The organism is Desulfobacter hydrogenophilus, from assembly GCF_004319545.1.
Taxonomy (GTDB): Bacteria; Desulfobacterota; Desulfobacteria; order Desulfobacterales; family Desulfobacteraceae; genus Desulfobacter; species Desulfobacter hydrogenophilus.
Window position 1 is genome coordinate 2,963,212 of record NZ_CP036313.1, and the last position, 16,097, is coordinate 2,979,308.

Genomic DNA, 16,097 nt, shown 5'->3' on the forward strand with positions numbered 1-16,097 from the left:
GTCAGTTTTCTTCCTTTGGCTTTATAACCAGTACGCCCCCGGATTTAAGACTGATGCTGGCTTTATCTTGTGTGAACACATTGCTGATACCCATGGTTGACCCCATGCAAAGGTTTTTATCCGTTAACGGATACTCCAGTCCCTCCAGGGTCAGCCCTTTAACATGGTCTGATACCGGGATGACGGATATCAGGTCGCCGGGATGGCCCGTGAGTGTCAGGCGGGAAACAACAATATGAATATCATTATGTGCATCTAAGATCGTGACCGGGATTCCCTTTGCTGCAAGTCTGCGCAGAAGGAAAATATTTGCCAGGGTATGGTCGAGTCGGGTGCTGGTAGCACCCATAATGAGAAGGTCGGTACATCCATGGTCAACGGCATATTCCATGCACAATTCCATATCTGTCTGGTCCTTGCGTACCGGGTGCTTTAAAATTTTAACCTGTTTTTTTTCAAAAAATAAAAGGAGCTCTTTAGGAATGGAATCAAGGTCGCCGATGATAATCCGGGGCACAATGCCCATGTGGTGAAGATGAACTGCCCCGCCGTCTGCAGCAATAACCATGTCCGCTTGTTGTATCCGGGGTAAAAGTCCGTCTGCTTCAGACAGGGTTCCGTTTGCTACAATGACTATTTTCATAATTCTATTTTCATACCAGAAAAATAATATAATGCAAACAATACTATTTATTGACACAATGTCCAGAAGTTCATATTTTCCAAGCCGATGAAGGTTTTCAAACGTATACATACATATCTGTTTTTTGAGTTTATCCCGCCGTTTGCCATAAGCACCTTTTTTTTAACCTCGGTGTTTTTGATGACCCGGATTCCGGATATCACGAATATGGTGGTTAACTACAACTCCAGTATTACGGACATTCTTCTTCTGATCTCTTATACTTTGCCGCGGTTCATGGAATTTACCATTCCCATGTCAACCATGATTTCGGTGCTTTTGACCATCATGCGCATGTCAGGGGAAAATGAGATCATTGCCCTGAAAGGGGCGGGTATGTCTTTGTACAAACTTTTGCCTCCGGTACTCATATTCAGCGGGATAACCCTTTTAATAACCATGTGGGTGACGGTTTACGGGATACCCAAGGGTAAACTGGCCCTGAAGGTGAAAACCATAGAACTTGCCAGGTCCAGTATTGACGCAGCGTTGCAGGAGCGTCAGTTTAACGATCAGCTTGACGGGATCATGATTTATGTGGCCCATGTGGATATGGGTACCCGGGATTTGACGGACGTATTCATTGAGGACCGCAGGACGGCCGATATGGTCTCTATCTCAACAGCGCCCAGAGGGCGCCTGGTGCGCCAGGAAAATCAGGATCTATACACCATCCGCCTGTATGACGGTATGATCAATCAGGTCAATGTTCAGGATCATTCCGTGACCAATATTAATTTCGGGCACTATGACATCAACATCGATCTTACTGCCATGCAAAAAGATGGGGAAAGGGAAGTGAGAAAAAGTTTTGATGAAATGGGTCTGCATGAACTGGTCCAGCGTATCCGGAACGGTTTTAAAACGCCGGAAAGAGAGAGTGAGGCACGTCTGGTGTTGCATGAAAAGTTTTCCATCCCCTTTGCATGTCTTGCTTTGGGGATGTTGGCATTCCCTTTGGGGGTTCAGTCCACATCTTTTAGAAAATCAAACGGTTTTGGTATGGGGCTGGGTTTTTTCCTGCTGTATTATTTGCTGCTGGCCTTGGGTTGGTCCGGCGGAGAGGCCGGTCGTTATCCGCCGGTCATTGCCATGTGGCTGCCCAATGTGGTGATGGGGATTGCGGGCATTTTTCTTTTGGTTCGTAATGCAAAGGAGCGGCCCGTACGTCTGCCCCTTTGGATTCGAAATCTTTCGGCAACTGTTGTGGCTCGTTTTAGAAAAAGGATAAAGCCGTGATCCGATGCCTCCATAAATATTGGCTTAAAGAATTTGTCAGGATTTTTATTATTATCCAGGCATTGGTCATGGTATTGTTCATTTTTATTGATTACCTGTCCCATATGGACAGAATTCTTGAATATGATGTGACCTTTGCCAGGGGCCTTTGGTATGTGCTGCTTAAGCTGCCGTATATGTTTGTTCAATTCACCCCGGCAGGACTGCTTCTTGCTGTTATTTCCGTGTTTGGTCTCATGAACCGGAATCAGGAAATTACTGCTTTAAAGTCTTCGGGTGTCTCCGTTTATTTCTTGGTTAAGCCAGCCATTTGGGTAGGATGTCTTCTGGCGCTGTTGATGCTGTTTTTGGGTGAAACCGTGATCCCCTTGTCCATGGCGCGTTCCAACTACATCCGTTACCATGAGATGAGTGGAAATAAGGGGGTTGTTCATAGTCAAAAAGACATCTGGATTCGCTCGGATAAAACGCTGGTACACATTAATTTTTTTGACCCGGTTCAAAAGACAGTGGCCGGCATCACATGTACCACTATGGGCGCAGGATTCAAGATTGCCTCGCGCATTGATGCGGCAAAAGGGTATTATGACAACGGTCAATGGATTCTGGACGATGTCGCTGAACAGGTGTATGACCCCAAAATTGACGACTATCATGTGGCCATAAGGCCCAGAAAGGTCGTCGATCTCGACCTGAATCCTGACGATCTTGGCCGCATGACCAAAAAGACCAACGAAATGAGTTATACCGAGCTGAGACGGTATGTCGAAAAAGTAACCGGCGAAGGGTATGACGCCACCACTTATAAGGTTGATATGCATGGAAAGCTGGCCTTTCCTTTTATCTGCGTGATCATGGCGTTGACAGGGGCTGCCACGGGAATGAGGAATTTTGTGAAGAGCAATTTGCCCGTGGGCATTGCCATGGGTATCGGCTTTTGTTTTCTATACTGGTTTGTCTTTGGGTTTACCGCTTCTTTGGGCTACGCAAAGATTTTGCCGCCTGTGGTGGCCGCCTGGGTGGGTAATCTGGTTTTTTTATGCCTGGGGTGTATCTACCTGATTCAGACGGAATGATGTTGATTCCATGATTTTTTTTTATCATATCATCACCCTGGTGGTGTTTTCTTTCTGCCTGCCTTTTTTACCGCTTGTCTGGATATTTTCAGCCAAACGGCGGGCCAATCTATTGCAACGTCTGGGTCTGTTTACCCGGTTTCCTAAAAAAGAAGCCAATACGCGCAGAATATGGGTTCATGCCTTGTCCGTGGGTGAAGTGAACTCAAGTTTGCCCCTGGTAAGTGCCTTAAAAAAAAATTACCCTGCCCATGATATTGTTTTTACGGCATCCACCAAAACCGGATTTGAGCGGGCCCTTGATCTGATGCCCCCGGGCCGGGCCGATTCCCCGGTCACGGCGGTGGGGTATTTCCCCTTTGATATTTGGTTTGCCGTGATACGGGTTGTCTTACGCATTTCACCGGATATCGTTTGTCTGGTGGAAACGGATTTATGGCCCGGTTTTTTGTCTGTCATGCACCAACGCCGGATTCCGGTGATCCTTGTGAATGCCCGGTTGTCACCAAGGTCCTTAAAAGGGTACCGATGCATGGGACCGCTGAGCAATTTGTTTTTCTCAACACTTTCTTGTGTCATGGCCCAAACCCGACAGGATGCTTTGGGCTTTGAACAGCTTGGTGTGGCCGGGAATCGTATTGAGGTTACCGGCAATATCAAGTTTGATCAGCCCTGCCCGAAGTTGTCCCGGGAAGAGATTTCAAGTCTTGTCCGGGATCTGGGATTTCACACGGGTGACCGGATAATGATGGCCGGTTCCACCCACCCCGGTGAAGAACCCATGGTGGTCCGGGCGTTTATCCAGGCAAGACAAACAGACCCTGCACTCAAACTTGTCATTGCGCCCCGGGACCCGGGCAGGTGTACCGCTTTGCTCAGGGAATTGCCTTTAGCCGGATTCAGGGTTGCATGTTACCTGGATCCGCTTGAAAGCAAGCACGGCGCAGATATTATGTTTCTTAACACCATTGGGATTCTGGCCAAGGCCTATGCGCTCTGTACATTTGCCTTTGTGGGCGGGTCCCTGGTGGCCCAAGGCGGGCATAACCTTCTGGAGCCGGCCATGTTTGGCAAGCCGGTCTTTTTTGGACCCCATATGACGGATTTTCATGATATGGCCCAGTTGTTTGTCCAGGGTGAAGGCGGCATTCAGGTTGAAGATGAAAAAGCTCTGGCCGTTGAACTGGAAAAAATGCTGGACAATCCGGATTACTGCATCCGAACAGGGCACAATGCCCGGCAAATTTTTAAAGACAACGCAGGGGCGATAAATGCCTGTTTAACCCGGATGGAGGCATTTCTTGACTAAATCCTGGTTGGACCGGATAGAAAAACGGGTATTGCAGACCATGGAAACCCCGGGGCACTTTGCACCTTTTTCTTTTGATCAGGTGCTGGCCGGCTGCGCAAGCCTCTACAAAGCCGGGGTGAGACTACGTTATGGCATGTATGGGAGCGGTTTTTTTAAAGCCAGGCGCCTTGATTGCCCTGTGATTTCCATCGGCAACCTGGCCGTGGGCGGGTCCGGTAAAACACCCATGGCGGTTTGGCTGGCAAAAATGCTGATGAAAAAAGGGTTGCGCCCTGTGGTGATCAGCCGGGGTTACAGAGGGACACTTGAAGATGAGGCTGCTGTGGTATCGGACGGCCGGGAGGTGTTTCTCGATGCAAAGACCTGCGGTGACGAGCCTTATATGATGGCCATGGAAAAAGCCTTTCCCGTGGTGGTGGGAAAAGACCGGTATAAAGCGGGGCTGATGGCTGTGGAAACGTTTGCACCTGATGTGATTATTCTTGATGACGGATTCCAACATCTGAAATTGAGCCGGGATCTGAACCTGGTGCTTCTGGATTACAAACAGCCTTTGGGGAACGGACGCATGCTCCCGGCAGGCCGGTTGCGTGAAACCCTTTGTATGGCAAAGGACAGAATTGACGCCGTCGTGTTTACCCGGTGTCCCCCGGATGCATTTCAATTGGACGCGTTTCAGGAAACTGGGAGTCGATCTTTTACAAACGATATCATTAAAACATTGCCGTCTGTGCCCGTTTTTTTCTGCACCCATGAGCCCTTTGTGGCGCAATTATTTCCGGCCGAAAGCAATAATAACACAAAGGATTTTAAATCCTGGAACCTGAAAGGGAAAACCGCTGTTCTGTTTTCAGGCCTGGCCCGGAATGCTTCCTTTGCACAGTCCGTGCAGGATCTGGGTGTAAACGTTGCCGACCACTTTGAATTCTGTGACCATTATCGGTATAACGAGCCTGATTTTAAAAGGATTTCAGCCCGGGCTGAGGCGTTGAATGCTGATTTCATTCTGACAACCCAGAAGGACTGGGTAAAGGTGAACCCGGTATGCTTCAGGGGTGTGACGGTTGCTGTTATTGGTATTCGGTTGCGCTTTTCTAACCCCCAGGGCCTTGAAAAATTTATTTTGAACAATAGGAAAGGGTAGAGCAGTGCGTCAGGGGTGCCCATGATAATTTATTGATTGCTCTTATAATCAATTTCGCGGTAGGACAGCAGTTCTCCTTTTTCGGCAAAAAGGGTCGAATTCTCACAAAATGACCGCCAAAATATATCTGACTGACAATTGTTCAGGTGTTTTAAAAATCGGTGGTTTAGTTTCCTCATAACACTTCGGGATAGCGTTTCTTTATCTTTAAAGTGTCTTAAATCTGAATCTATCCAGGCAAGTTTACCCTCAACCGGGTGATACATGATATTCCCAAGTCCCAAATCCTTAGGATAGAGCATTGCGTTGAGCATCACTGCCAGGTCACGGCCGAAGCACTGGATGATGCCAAGGCAATCCGGACGGTGCACAAATTTAGGATTTAAATCGTCGTAACCAGATAGAAAATCCATCTCGTGCATTGATTCCACCCCTTTGCGCATTTTCGGGAATAAAGAGAAAGCTGAAAAATAAGTTTTCGGGGTGACCAGGCCAAGTTCGGACAAAATGGCGGCGCTTTTTGATTCTCTTTCAGCTTGGGATTTTAAGGCATATTTTCTAAAAATATCTTTAGGGATTGATTGCCCGTAACAAACCTTTAGAATATAATCGTCCACTTTGTAGAGGTTGGCATGCAATTGCCTTTTGAATAAAAAGGAATCGTCAAGCATTTCTCTACTTGCAATGCGGGAGTCTCCTTTGCAAACAAATAAATGCGAGATGCCGCCTATGTTTATATTTTTAAAAAAAAAATCATTCATAATTTTTTCAAATAGGGCCCTTCATATTTCAGATTCCGGTCTGTCTTTCCTGATTTTCCATATCACAGTAAGTAAAGAAAAAATTATAAATTGGACCATATCAATAAAATGCGTGGTCATGACCTGCAAAACGCCATTTGCCAGAAACATGGTTAAAAGTGCAAGACAACATCTTGAGAGGCTTTGTATGAATAAATTTTTCTCATATAAAATCAGCCGGCAACACATGAATATGCAAACGGCAAATAATCCGGCATACAGTAGCATCCCCACAAGACCTGTCCTGGTAGCCATGCTCAAAAACATATTATGGGGCCGGTCAAATCTATTCTTTCTGTATTTTTCAGGTATCTGGGAACTATATGTTTCTTTATCAATAAATTCAGGATTCCGGAAAGTATCAATTGAAAATCCAGTTCCTAAAATAGGATAATCTTTTATTATCTCTATTGAATACAGAATTAAGCCTTTTCTGGCATCATCTTCAAAGAGCTTAGCCTGAATCCTGTTTTGCATAGGGCTTAGTGCTATAATTAAAATTATGGTAATCATCAAAAAGCTTAAAATTTTTTTGTGATCCCACAGCTGTACAGGAAATGCGATGCAAAGCGTCAAGATGGCCCCCCTTGACTGGGTTGCAATAGTAGATATGACTAAAACCATAATTGCCACTGCCAGAAAAGAACGTTGAAATTTATTCCGGCATATTTGAATCAACCACACGGCCAGAAAAATACCCAACGTAAACCCAAAAGGAACCGCATCCGGGGCAACTGCTTTAAGTCCAATAAGAAAACGAGTAGCGAAATCATGCCCCATTATGCCATAATAAAAAACTAAAGCACCCACGGCAAAAATAAATTCCGAGAGAACAACACAACCGGCAAGCAATAATAAACGTTTTTTTGTGCCGAATAAATTTATGACGACCAGATAAAAGATTAAATAACGAATCAAATGAGAGTATAGGTCGCGGGCGCTATCCTGTTTATCCAACGCAAAAATAACACTTATTGCGGCCCAGAAAAGAAATAAGACCAATGCGTAGAGCAGGGGCGTGTTATAATAAAAACCGTCAAATTTATTTCGTGCTATGGCTATCATGGGCAAAATGGCAGCATAAAAAAATAGTTGATCTAAAAATGTTGTGTGGGGGAATGGATTTAAAAAAATAACAAGCAACATTAAAAAAACAACTATCTCTTCCAACCTGTTATTTACATTATAATCCGTTTTTTGAGCAGCTATCGAAGGCTGCAATAAAGAAGCCATTTTTTTCATAAATTTGAATAGATGAGTCATATTTACTCTCTGGTGTAATTTTTCCATCATCCTGATTAACACAAGACAAAGGGGTTTCAATTATCCTAGAAGGAAGACTAACATCAATCATTGGAATCATTCACCCCATTTTTTTTTTACGGCTTCTGCAGTTTGATCGTCATAGAAATGTTTGAAATAAATACCCGACAATCTTTCGCTAATATATTCTTCAGAAAATTTTACTTTCTGAGTGAACTCTTTATATAATTTGCCATAGGCTTTTTCGACCCCGACATTTTGAGCCTGTAAAACAAATTCTTCGATATTTAAAAAAGATCTAATTGCAGATTCTATAACTTTATTTTTTGCTTCAATTTTTATTAGCAGCAGACGGATACGCCCATTTTCATATATCTGGTAACCAGTATCAGGAATAGCCTTATTATAAACATCGATCCCAAAATTTTTTTTGATATGTTCCTGGAACCACTTATCCGCTATATCATGGTCATAACTCTCAAGGAATTTTCTTTTTAATTTTTCTATAGGTGTTGATAACGGACCATCGTATTTTTGAAAAAAATGTGACACATTGCGACTAATTGGCTCTCTTACCATTGTAATAATATCGAGAGGGTTCCCTTTTTGAAAATATCTATACAGATACCGTGGCATCCAGTTATGAAAATTGTATGAAAACCCATGACCATGGATAATAGGCTCACTATATGACATTTTTAGTGATTCACGAACTGAAGTAGACCCTACTTTTCCCATTTGATAAATAAATACAGGACAGGTACTTTTTTCAAGCTGTTGGACAAACAGTATCCTTTTACCATATTTTTTGCATTTCTTTAAAAGTTTATACTCAACGTTTAGTTTGATTTGTTGGAACATTATCTGCTTTGCCTATTAATAAATGTTTTATTTTTAAAATTTTTTTGAAGTAATGATTTTCATGTAATCTTGAGGGAAAATTTTTTTTATATAATCCAAGGCCTCATAGGGGGAATCTGTGCCGTGTATCAGGTGACGTTTATGTTTAGACGGGAAGTTCTCATTTACATATGTACGGATTTCATTTTTTATCTTGGCACATTCTTTGGCCAAATATTCTTTGCCGCCCCCGTCGGTATCAACGTAATTGGACCGGCATACAACAATCGAATAAGGAGCGACCAGGTGAAATTTTTTTTTATCCAACTCGATCCAATTTCCGCCACGGGTGAATTGAATGGCACAGTTTATCTGTTCTTCGGTCAATTCCTTAGAAAGCAGAATTGAATAATTATCACTGATCACCCCTTTTATATATTCAATAATATCCGCCTGTGCCGCATCATCTCTTATAATAAAAACGACTATGTTTTTTTTATCCGTCAGAAGTTCTTCCCTTAGAGGCTGTTCTTCCATTTTGGTTATAGCGTCTATTGTTTCATTTCTTTTAGGCCATTTTACAAGCATATCATAGGGCATGTTGAAGTTTTCGTTTTTTAAAAACTGATGAAATCCATTTAAAGAGAGTTCAAAACGGTCCTTAAAACCATTGCATTCAATCAAATATAATATTGTTTCATAATATTTATTCTCCGGTGTAATTTTTCCATCATTCTGGTTAAACCCTTTGATAAGGCCTTTATGATAGGTAAGATGATATAAAAGCGACACTAAGTGGTAATAATCATTCGGTACATAGCAATCCTGATTGTTTTTTACCTTTTTTTCCAGAATTTTTAAAGCGAACACAGGCGGGAAATAGGGATAGCATTCTACACTTTGGTAGGTATCAAAATATACATCACAGGGAATTGAACCTGGGAAACGGGCTGCCACTCCGATTATTTTTAGAATATGGGAGGCCTTCAGAATGAAATCGACATCTTCATCAGGACTGGGATTACCGTCATGCAACCCCCTCAATACTACATAATCCACGCCACTCTGATTCAAGGCCCGTATGAAGGCATGGAAATTACCAATCATCAATTGAAGCGCGTTCCCTTTTTTGCGAGACGTTCTCCACCGTAATCGTATTTTCGGATATTGGTATAAAAAAAACAGAAAACGCTTTAAATTCATTCGGTGTACCATAAAAAAAATTCCAGTCCTTATTGTTCGGGAACCAACTCTTAATACGGACAAAAATTCGTTTCTATTATACTTTGACCTGAGTTAGCGGCATAAAGATTGCTTTTTTGAATATAACACATTGAAATTTTAATATAAAATTAATATAATGGCATTAAAAAAACATTCACTTCGGAGGTGAAGACCGATGCCGACCACTATCAATGTAAAACATGGAAATGAAAACCTTGTCAGTCAAAGCGGATTGCTCCCTGTAGGTGCATTGCTTAAGTCCATTAATTTTGCTGAGCGCTTCAAAAATTTACCGGATGTACATTGTGTTGATCCTAATATTTCTCATGGAGAGATCCTTTCGTCCATGTTAGGACTTATTTGTGTTGGTAAGCCAGACTACATCGCTATTGAAATTTTCAGGCAGGATCCATTTTTTTTTACCCAAGCTATGGGAATCAGCAATTGTCCTTCCCAATCAACCTTGCGTGAACGTATTGACCTGATCGGGGAATCTGCCAATGAACTTATCAAGGAAGCTTCAGTTGAAATGATTCGAGGCAAAGCACCCGCCATTTCACCAGTTCAGACGAGTGTCGGCAATTATATTCCCTTAGACCTGGATGTCAGCCCCTTTGACAATTCAAAAACGAAAAAAGAGGGGGTTTCCAGGACATACAAAGGTTGTGATGGATATGCACCGATGTTCGGATATCTGGGAACTGAAGGATATTTAATCAATGTGGAGCTTAGAAAAGGCAGTCAGCATTGTCAAAAAAACACCCCGGCATTCATTCAAGAAATATTGAAATTAACCAGGCAGATCACCCAAGAACCTCTTCTTATGCGTCTTGATTCAGGAAATGACAGTCAGGATAATTTTGAAATAATAAAAAAATACGAAGGTGTTGATGTCTTGGTTAAGCGCAATTTACGTAAAGAATCTTTGGATGGCTGGTTTATCCTGGCTCAGAATACTGAAAACGTTAAATTGATTCGCTGTAAACACAAAAGTGTGTGGGTCGGGCAAACAACTGTTGACCCCAAAGGGCATGCATTGCCACGTCCGATTGTCTTCAAAGTGACTGAACGATATGAAGAAAAAGGAGAACCCCTGCTTTTTCCCAAAATCGAAGTAGAGACCTATTGGATTACCATAACCGGGCTGAGCCCCCAAGAGGTCATTAATTTATACCATGATCATGGAACCAGTGAACAATTTCACTCAGAAATTAAAAGTGATATTGGGTTAGAACGGTTCCCCAGCTGCCATTTTAGCAGCAACAGCCTGATTCTCCATCTCGCTCTTTTGGCGTACAACACCCTTAGAATCATAGGCCAAATTAGTCTTGAGGAACAGGATGAGAACAATCTTCCGGTCAACCGTAGAAAAACAGTCTCACGAAGGAGGTTAAGAACAGTCATGCAGGACTTAATGTATATGGCCGGCCGTTTAATTTATAGTGGCAGGCGGTGGAGCATTTCATTTGGTAAGATTAACCCATTCGCCCAATTGGCTGAGAACGTATTGCACCGATTACGTTGTTCTCCCGGATAAGCGCATTATTGGGTGAAAACTTGGGCTGGAAAAGTTATGCGCAGAGCGCTAATGGTGAACTATTCCTATCTGGCGTGATTTGAGCATGGGAATTGAGTATAGTTCAGTAAAAAAACGGATTAGCTAGGATTGCCAGCCAATAAACCATCAAATATGATCTTAGGTCAGGGTTTGCAGAGGCCAAACCTCAGCAGATTTTTATGTATCAGAGGGCAAAGGCTGATTAGGCAAATTTTATGCCGGGAATTCAGGTTTGATATAATTTTTTTATTTTGGAGATTGTATATTAAAACATGGAGGCCCTTATCTTTTATAATCAATGACGTGAGATAACCGGATATCTCATTGAGCAACACAAACAATGCACGGTCTTTTGTTTTATCCTCTATAACAGCAGACATTGAAACCGAATTCATGGGCGTATCAACTTTCTCTTTCATTCGCTTCAATTGTTTGTATACGTCGGACTGCTTTGAGATATTATCAAAATGGAAACCAATCCCGGACCTTTCAATATATTTAATCAACAGCCCGAACTGATAAATATTTTTAAAAAAGATAACCGGGTCGTCCTCTTCAGTGACGATGGGATATAAAACATTTTTGTGTTTTTTAAAAACCGCAAATCCGGAAAGGTTGTCGTCATGCCGGATCGTAACATAAAACAATTCCTCTCCACCCTTTTTCAGGGATGACAACGAATCCAATAAATTTGCCCCAAAGCCGGAAGGGGTCTCACCTATTAAATCCAAAACCTTGCTTTTCACCAAATACGGTAATTCAGGATAAACAATTATCTCTTTTAAATTGTTATCTATTGCAAAATTAATCCGTTCATTTAATTTAAATTTTAAGCTGTGAAGCTTTCTGTAATAATCTTTTCTTCTCCAAAGTAATTTTGTTTTATATGTCGTCCGGCAGTACGCGTATAAATCAAACCCGGCAGGTTGTGTCTCCCGGCTGAACTCAAAATCAATCAAATGGTTTGAATGCAAACCGGTCAATATATTATTCAGCGCAAAATCCCCGTGCTCAGGACAAATAGAAATTTCATCATAAGAGCGCAGCTGCGTAAGGTATTTTAAATATTCAGGTAGAGAACGAATGTAATTATGATATTCTTCAGGCCAGCTGTTCAGAAAGGCATCAGTAATTTCTTTGATACTTTGATCGGATATTTTCCTTACGGATGTGTGCTCTTTGTACAATGCCTTTAAAATTTTTTCGCTGTTAAGGTTCGGTTTTCCCGGCGTACCATCGAGATATGGGAACACCGCAAAATAGATATCGTCAATTTCGTCCACTAAAATCGGCATATTTACGGTGGCATATTTTATTATTTCTTTAAAAAATTTTGAATAATGAATAGATCTCTTAAGGTAGAATTTCTGGATACCGTTTTTAGCCAGCTCAATATAATATTGTCCCTTACGCCCTCTAACAATGATCGACTTACGGGCCCGCGGCCTATTTTTTGGATTGTGAATATATAATATGGAAAGTTGTTCTGAAAGCCTTTGAGAGATAGCGGTTAGAATGTTTTGTTCTCTTTCATTCAGGCTTGTTTTATTATTTTCATTGATATTGATCATAAAATTGATATAGGTCTTTAAACCCTAAATTAACACCCCTGGCATGCCTGGATAGCAGGTCTGTCAAAAAGCTTGCTACCCATCATATACGTCCAGCTTATCCAGAAATCTTTTTTGAAGCCCCTGTGGAATATTATAAAAAATATCTTTTTTAAGCCCTCTGACATCTCTATTTTTAACACGTGGCGGTTTGTACCATCGTTTTGGCCGCATATCATCAAAGTCCAACAAACAAATTCGATTATCCTTAAAAATCAGATTCGACATTCGTATGTCTCCATGAATAATACCCAGTTCCCTGATTCTATCCACAAGGGAAATCACCATATCCATTCCCTGCTCTATCTTCTCGGGATATTCAATATTATTCTTAAAATACGCTTCTCCAGTGATGCCTTCCACATATTCATAAATAAAATGTGACATGCCGCGCAACACTCCGCCGATTCTTTTTTCAACAAAGGCAACCGGCGTTGGCACAAAAAGACCTCTGGAGATTAAAAAATGCGAATAGTACCAGTTCCGGCTTGAGCGTGTCGGTCTGAAATATCGTTTAAATTTATGCCACCGGGATTTATAATTGTGTCGTTTAATCACAAGCTTTTTACCGTCCAATACAACAATGCCGACTTTACTTTTAAAGTTATTTTGTATGATGTGGGTTGTGTTGTTGTTGAGAAAAGCATCCGGATCGTCCAGGAGTCTGAGCATGTCATCTGACAGGAATTGTTTATTGCACACCACTACGGCTGAAAACGTTTTTTTTGAATAAACCTCATCTATCATATGGTGTTTGTCATCCTGGTCCATTTACTTTTTTGATTTTTTCTTTGACAAAATTTTTTCATAAAGAGCCTCATGGGAGGCACCGACCCGTGACCAGCCGTATTGTTCAGCTGTTTTCCTTGCGCGAAGACCAATTTCCCGTCTCTTTTCACCGGACCGCATTAATTCTAACAATCCCGGAAGCTCGGATGCCTTGTTCATCAAAAAACCATTTTCGCCGTGCCGAATCAGGTCGGCAATTCCTGAGTTATGGCTGACAATCACCGGCAACCCGCATGCCATGCCTTCAAGAATACTCATGCCAAAGGCTTCTGACCGGGAAGGCAGCACAACAACATCGGCAAGGGCATAATATTTTATAATATTATCCGTGATCCCTTCCATACTGATTCGCTGCCCGCAATCATGTGCCTTGATCATTTTCTTAAACTTGGGGATATGATCCCCCTTTCCAACGACCAATAAACGCATCTCCTCAGTAATGGCGGGTATCAACCGATCAAGCCCCTTACGCTGAAACGCCGACCCGACAAAGAGCACGGCAAGCTCATTTTCTTCGATGGCTTTTTCTTTTCGGGCCTGTTCACGTATGGCATGAATAGAGCTTCCGTCAAATACGGTCAAATCAACGCCAGGCGGAATCTCAACGATATTGCCGGTCCGATGATAGTTCTTTTCAACATCCTTTGATATGGCCGTGGAGACGGAAATCAGCCAGGGGGTTTTCATCTGCCGCCGTTCAAGCCAGAGATAAAGCAAACTGCGCAGGCTCAAGTATTTCTGATCAATTTTTCTGAATAAGGTATATTTTTCCAATCCTTCATAATAAGAAAAACTGTGTAAAGTCAAAACCTCCTGCGTATAGTTACGCTCGTGGGAATGAATAATGTCATAATTATGATTCTTAAGTATTTTTGCCGTTTCCCTCACAAAGGAAATGGTATTTAGAACACTTGAAAACCGCATGCGATTCGGCACAGGAAAAAAACCAATTCCGTTCAAAAGTTGGGGCTCTGCTTCACAGGCAAACACATCAACATGGTGTCCACGGCGGCATAAAGCCTGAATCAGCTCCACAACATAACGTTCCTTGCCGCCCGACAAGGTAAACCGCTTCACCAAAATGGCAATTTTCAATGCCTTGACCCCATTCTTTCATTCCTTTAGAAAACATATATCTAAGGCAACCATTCTTGACTACGCCACATCTTTAATTTACTATAAATAGCTTATCAATAAAGTTTGAAACAAATATCATAAAACAAATATTTTTAATAGAAAATGAAAAAATCACCCGGAAAAATGACATGGTTGATACTTGCCCACTGCTATAACATGGACGGTAGGGCGGCAAGCCAAACAATAACAGACCGCATTCCGTTTCTCAGGAAGAAAGGGGTTACCCCGGTTGTAATCAGTGCCCCAACCGGTAGGAAGGCTATAGACTATCCCCATTACCAGGTGTTTTCGCCGGCACCGTCCGGACTAAAATTCGAACTGCGCCATGTCATTAAAAGCAGTGCACAGGACAGCTTTTCTGGCAGAATTATAAATTTTTTGCTGACAATGATCATCCTGCCATTTTTTCTTATAGAAAAAACGGTGATTCACTTAGACAGTCATTGGTCGTGGCTTTTATCGGCTTCATTATATGGCATCTTCATCATTCCCAAACATCGTCCAGAGCTAATTTACTCCACAGCCGGCCCCTCTTCAACCCATTATACCGGATTCATTTTGAGCAGGATTTTTAAACTGCCCTGGGTAGCAGAACTCCATGATCCGCTGATTTATGACAATGAAAAACAAAAATGGCATAAATATTTTTTCCACAAATACCTTGAAAAATTAATATTCAGATATGCCGACAAGATTATTTATTTTACGGACCAAGCCAGTGCAAATGCATTGAAGCGCAACCCTGGTGCCAAGGACAAATTGAGTGTTATCCGCCCCGGCGCATCCCCTGCTGAAAACTGGACCCAAACTTATCAAAAACAAGAAAAAATTCATTTCGGATATTTTGGATCCCTTGCCGCCAAACGCAACCTCAAAAAAGTATTTAAAGCCTTCCATGACCTTTTACAGGAAGAACCGGACTTATGCAGGCAGGTTGTCATTGATATTTATGGAACAGCCCTTGACCCGGTAACCATGCAGGCCCTGGATGCGTATAATTTAAAGGCCATTGTAACGGTTCACGGCAGGCTGGAATACGATCCAACGACGGGAAAAACAGGCAGAGAACAGGTTCTTGAAGCCATGAAGAGAATGGATGTACTCATCCTTGTTCATGGGGATGATATTTTTCGGTGCGATGAATACATTCCCTCTAAATTCTATGATTATATGCTGGTTCAGCGTCCTATTCTGGGCTTAACCCATCCGGGCTCCGAACTTCAAACGATGCTGGAGGAGAACGGTTTTTTTGCCGCAGACAGCCAAAATGAAACAGAAATAAAGTCGACACTTCAGAGTTTGATTTCCCAATGGAAAGATACAGGCTTGCCCGATTTTGAACATGCCTCTCCTTTAACGGTCCAAGGCGCTGTCAACCAATTGATGGAAATCAGAGCGAATATTGTAAAAGACTGATACTTTT

14 protein-coding genes are annotated in these 16,097 nt (G+C 42.1%); 6 read left to right on the plus strand and 8 right to left on the minus strand.

Going from position 1 to position 16,097, the window contains the following annotated elements; all coding sequences use genetic code 11:
* Position 1: 1 nt before the first annotated feature.
* Entirely contained in the window at positions 2 to 643 is a 642-nt protein-coding gene (locus tag EYB58_RS13180) for a thiamine diphosphokinase (protein WP_111957145.1), read from the minus strand.
* A gap of 87 nt (positions 644 to 730) precedes the next feature.
* Here EYB58_RS13180 and lptF point away from each other — a divergent pair, with 87 nt between their 5' ends.
* From lptF to lpxK, 4 genes are read left to right on the plus strand one after another with little or no spacing between them, the layout of a single operon-like run.
* Positions 731 to 1,921, plus strand: a complete 1,191-nt coding sequence (gene lptF, locus EYB58_RS13185) for an LPS export ABC transporter permease LptF (RefSeq protein ID WP_111957124.1) — start codon at positions 731 to 733, stop codon at positions 1,919 to 1,921.
* Positions 1,918 to 2,997, plus strand: a complete 1,080-nt coding sequence (gene lptG / locus EYB58_RS13190) for an LPS export ABC transporter permease LptG (protein ID WP_111957126.1) — start codon at positions 1,918 to 1,920, stop codon at positions 2,995 to 2,997. Before lptF ends, lptG begins: the two co-directional genes overlap by 4 nt.
* A gap of 10 nt (positions 2,998 to 3,007) precedes the next feature.
* Positions 3,008 to 4,306 (plus strand): 3-deoxy-D-manno-octulosonic acid transferase, encoded by a 1,299-nt coding sequence (locus EYB58_RS13195; protein ID WP_111957128.1) that lies wholly within the window; start codon positions 3,008 to 3,010, stop codon positions 4,304 to 4,306.
* Positions 4,299 to 5,453 carry a tetraacyldisaccharide 4'-kinase gene (lpxK, locus tag EYB58_RS13200; RefSeq protein WP_111957130.1) on the plus strand — a complete coding sequence of 385 codons (1,155 nt, stop codon included), beginning with the start codon at positions 4,299 to 4,301 and terminating at the stop codon, positions 5,451 to 5,453. Before EYB58_RS13195 ends, lpxK begins: the two co-directional genes overlap by 8 nt.
* A 29-nt stretch (positions 5,454 to 5,482) precedes the next feature.
* Here the strand turns inward: lpxK and EYB58_RS13205 are convergent, their stop codons facing one another.
* From EYB58_RS13205 to EYB58_RS13220, 4 genes are all read right to left on the minus strand, one after another.
* Complete coding sequence (locus EYB58_RS13205) at positions 5,483 to 6,214, minus strand: hypothetical protein (protein ID WP_111957132.1); 732 nt, start codon at positions 6,212 to 6,214, stop codon at positions 5,483 to 5,485.
* A 21-nt stretch (positions 6,215 to 6,235) separates the two neighbouring features.
* Positions 6,236 to 7,516: an O-antigen ligase family protein gene (locus tag EYB58_RS13210; protein WP_163354430.1), complete on the minus strand. Its 1,281-nt coding sequence runs from the start codon at positions 7,514 to 7,516 to the stop codon at positions 6,236 to 6,238.
* Between the two features lie 96 nt (positions 7,517 to 7,612).
* The gene (locus tag EYB58_RS13215; RefSeq protein WP_111957136.1) at positions 7,613 to 8,377 is read right to left on the minus strand and encodes a putative capsular polysaccharide synthesis family protein; all 765 of its coding nucleotides are present in this window, start codon (positions 8,375 to 8,377) and stop codon (positions 7,613 to 7,615) included.
* Between the two features lie 33 nt (positions 8,378 to 8,410).
* Positions 8,411 to 9,466, minus strand: coding sequence for a hypothetical protein (locus EYB58_RS13220; RefSeq protein ID WP_131072068.1), 1,056 nt, complete (start codon positions 9,464 to 9,466; stop codon positions 8,411 to 8,413).
* A 289-nt stretch (positions 9,467 to 9,755) separates the two neighbouring features.
* Here EYB58_RS13220 and EYB58_RS13225 point away from each other — a divergent pair, with 289 nt between their 5' ends.
* Entirely contained in the window at positions 9,756 to 11,117 is a 1,362-nt protein-coding gene (locus EYB58_RS13225; RefSeq protein ID WP_111960849.1) for an IS1380 family transposase, read from the plus strand.
* A 164-nt stretch (positions 11,118 to 11,281) separates the two neighbouring features.
* Here EYB58_RS13225 and EYB58_RS13230 read toward each other — a convergent pair whose 3' ends face one another.
* From EYB58_RS13230 to EYB58_RS13240, 3 genes are all read right to left on the minus strand, one after another.
* Positions 11,282 to 12,433 (minus strand): hypothetical protein, encoded by a 1,152-nt coding sequence (locus tag EYB58_RS13230; RefSeq protein WP_131072069.1) that lies wholly within the window; start codon positions 12,431 to 12,433, stop codon positions 11,282 to 11,284.
* 351 nt (positions 12,434 to 12,784) lie between these two features.
* On the minus strand, positions 12,785 to 13,495 hold the full coding sequence (locus EYB58_RS13235) for a lipopolysaccharide kinase InaA family protein (protein WP_111958873.1): 711 nt from the start codon (positions 13,493 to 13,495) through the stop codon (positions 12,785 to 12,787).
* 24 nt (positions 13,496 to 13,519) lie between these two features.
* On the minus strand, positions 13,520 to 14,632 hold the full coding sequence (locus tag EYB58_RS13240; RefSeq protein ID WP_111958773.1) for a glycosyltransferase family 4 protein: 1,113 nt from the start codon (positions 14,630 to 14,632) through the stop codon (positions 13,520 to 13,522).
* A gap of 165 nt (positions 14,633 to 14,797) precedes the next feature.
* On the opposite strand from EYB58_RS13240, the gene EYB58_RS13245 reads away from it, so the two are divergent.
* A complete protein-coding gene (locus tag EYB58_RS13245) occupies positions 14,798 to 16,090 on the plus strand; it encodes a glycosyltransferase family protein (RefSeq protein WP_242637354.1) in 1,293 nt (430 codons plus the stop codon).
* Positions 16,091 to 16,097: the final 7 nt, after the last annotated feature.

Excerpts from the sequence above, each read along its gene's own strand:
- EYB58_RS13245 (WP_242637354.1), top strand. The coding sequence starts at position 14,798 with ATGACATGGTTGATACTTGCCCACTGCTATAACATGGACGGTAGGGCG.
- EYB58_RS13210 (WP_163354430.1), bottom strand. The coding sequence starts at position 7,516 with ATGACTCATCTATTCAAATTTATGAAAAAAATGGCTTCTTTATTGCAG.
- EYB58_RS13180 (WP_111957145.1), bottom strand. The coding sequence starts at position 643 with ATGAAAATAGTCATTGTAGCAAACGGAACCCTGTCTGAAGCAGACGGA.
- EYB58_RS13230 (WP_131072069.1), bottom strand. The coding sequence starts at position 12,433 with ATGCCGATTTTAGTGGACGAAATTGACGATATCTATTTTGCGGTGTTC.
- EYB58_RS13205 (WP_111957132.1), bottom strand. The coding sequence starts at position 6,214 with ATGAATGATTTTTTTTTTAAAAATATAAACATAGGCGGCATCTCGCAT.
- EYB58_RS13215 (WP_111957136.1), bottom strand. The coding sequence starts at position 8,377 with ATGTTCCAACAAATCAAACTAAACGTTGAGTATAAACTTTTAAAGAAA.
- lptF (WP_111957124.1), top strand. The coding sequence starts at position 731 with ATGAAGGTTTTCAAACGTATACATACATATCTGTTTTTTGAGTTTATC.
- EYB58_RS13195 (WP_111957128.1), top strand. The coding sequence starts at position 3,008 with ATGATTTTTTTTTATCATATCATCACCCTGGTGGTGTTTTCTTTCTGC.
- EYB58_RS13225 (WP_111960849.1), top strand. The coding sequence starts at position 9,756 with ATGCCGACCACTATCAATGTAAAACATGGAAATGAAAACCTTGTCAGT.
- EYB58_RS13235 (WP_111958873.1), bottom strand. The coding sequence starts at position 13,495 with ATGATAGATGAGGTTTATTCAAAAAAAACGTTTTCAGCCGTAGTGGTG.